Genomic DNA, 1855 nt, shown 5'->3' with positions numbered 1-1855 from the left:
CCGCCGACGGCGCGCCGAGCGCAGACGACGCTGCCCCGATGGTCGCCGCTGACGCTCCCCGAAGCGATGATGGAGGCTCTGGCCTCCCCGCCGATGAGGTGCCGACCAGTCCCGCCGACGAGGTCGCTTGCGGCGATGATGAGGTCCTGACCGCTTCGCCGCCGACGTCGCTCCCACGAATGACGAGGTCTTCACCGCTCCGCCGCCGGCGCCGCCCCCCCCCCCCCCGCCGGTCCGAACCGCAGCACCATGACCGTGACGGAAGAGCGCCCCTCGGCGCGGCCCCCGTACTTCAGGGACGAGTTGGTCCGGCCGTTCGTCGTGGTCGCCGCCATCGTGGGCACCATCGTCCAGTGGCCGTCCAGCCGCATCCTCCTCCCGCCGGTCGCGCTGACGCTGTTCATCCTGGTCGCGATCGCCGCGGTCGGCGCGCTGCTGCCGTGGACCCGGCTCACGGCCCGGTGGCAGATCGCGGCGATGGCGGCGTACATCGTGTTCGGCTCGCTGCTCCAGCCGTTCGCGCACGGGACGACGACCGCCGCGCTCTTCCCGTACCTCGCCGCCTCGACGGCGGGCGCGAAGCTCGACTCCCGCAGGGGCGCTCTCGGGGTGGGTCTCGCCGGTTCGCTCACCGCGACCGGCGCCGTTCTGGCCGCCGACCTGTTCGCCACCCACACCCCGCAGTGGCCGTGGTGGGTGCCCCTGACCGTCGGACTGCCCGTCTTCCTCGGCATCTCCCAGCGGGACCGGCTCGACGCCCTGTACAGCGCCCAGCGCGCGGCCCGCGAGGCCCGGCGCGCCACGGAGTCCGAGACGCGCGAGGCCGCCCTGCTCGAACGGGGCCGGATCGCCCGCGAGATCCACGACGTCCTCGGGCATTCGCTGTCCGGCATCGCGCTGCAACTGGACATGGCCGACGCGCTGCACGAGAGCGGACGCGACGAGGAGGTCGCCACCATCGTCCGCAAGGCCCGCGCGCTCGCCGTGGACAGCATCAGCGAGACCCGGCGCGCCGTGCACGCGCTGCGCGAGGACACGCTGCCGCTGACGGACACCCTGCGCGTGCTCGCCGAGCACAACGCGGCGGGCTTCGAGACCGTGGGCGAGGCCGGCACGGTCGGCGCCGAGGCGACGCACACCCTGGTCAGGGCGGCCCAGGAGGCCCTGACCAACGCGGCCAAATACGCGCCGGGCGCGCGGTGCCACGTGCGGCTCGCCTGCACCGCCGACCGCGTCACGCTGACCGTGCGCAACGAGCCGCCGACCGAGGCCCTACGCTCCGACCTGGCCGGCGGCAGTGGGGTCGGCCTCGTCGGGATGCGCGAACGCGCCGCGCTGCTCGGCGGAACCCTGCAAGCCGGGCCGGCCCGCGAGGGCGGCTGGACCGTGGAACTGGAGCTGCCCCGATGACCGACGACCACCCGATCAGCCTGCTCGTCGCCGACGACCAGGCCACCGTCCGCGAGGCGCTCGCCGTCATGCTCGGCCTCGCGGAGGACGTCACCGTCGTGGCCACCGCGACCAACGGGGCGGAAGCCGTCGAAGCCGCCGGGCGGCACCGCCCTGACGTGGTGCTCATGGACCTCAACATGCCCGTCATGGACGGGGTGGAGGCGACCGGGCGCATCCGCGCGGAGCGGCCCGACGCCGTCGTCCTCGTACTGACCACCTTCGACGACGACGAGTCGATCCTTGCCGCGCTGCACGCGGGCGCGAGCGGCTATCTGACCAAGGACGCCGACCGCACCACGATCCTGCACGCCGTGCGCATCGCGGCCGAGGGCCAGACCGTGCTCGCCCCCGAGGTGCAGCGCCGCCTGCTCGCCCTCGCGACCGGGCCCGCCCCGGCCCCGTC

At 74.6% G+C, this 1855-nt stretch carries 2 protein-coding genes; both read left to right on the top strand.

Features of this window, described 5'->3' with window-relative positions:
• The first annotated feature begins 249 nt into the window (after positions 1-249).
• Complete coding sequence (locus LCE31_RS34110; protein WP_225021437.1) at positions 250-1410, top strand: sensor histidine kinase; 1161 nt, start codon at positions 250-252, stop codon at positions 1408-1410.
• Positions 1407-1855, top strand: a 449-nt coding sequence (locus tag LCE31_RS34105) for a response regulator (RefSeq protein WP_225021436.1), incomplete at its 3' end; no start/stop codon positions are given. The genes LCE31_RS34110 and LCE31_RS34105, both read left to right, overlap by 4 nt.

It is taken from the genome of Streptomyces sp. 8L, from assembly GCF_020176795.1.
In the GTDB taxonomy this organism is placed as follows: Bacteria; Actinomycetota; Actinomycetes; order Streptomycetales; family Streptomycetaceae; genus Streptomyces.
This window is presented reverse-complemented; position numbering and strand designations above follow the sequence as displayed.

Bases quoted from the DNA above. Each gene is read 5' to 3' on its own strand.
- LCE31_RS34110 (WP_225021437.1), top strand. From the start codon at position 250: ATGACCGTGACGGAAGAGCGCCCCTCGGCGCGGCCCCCGTACTTCAGG.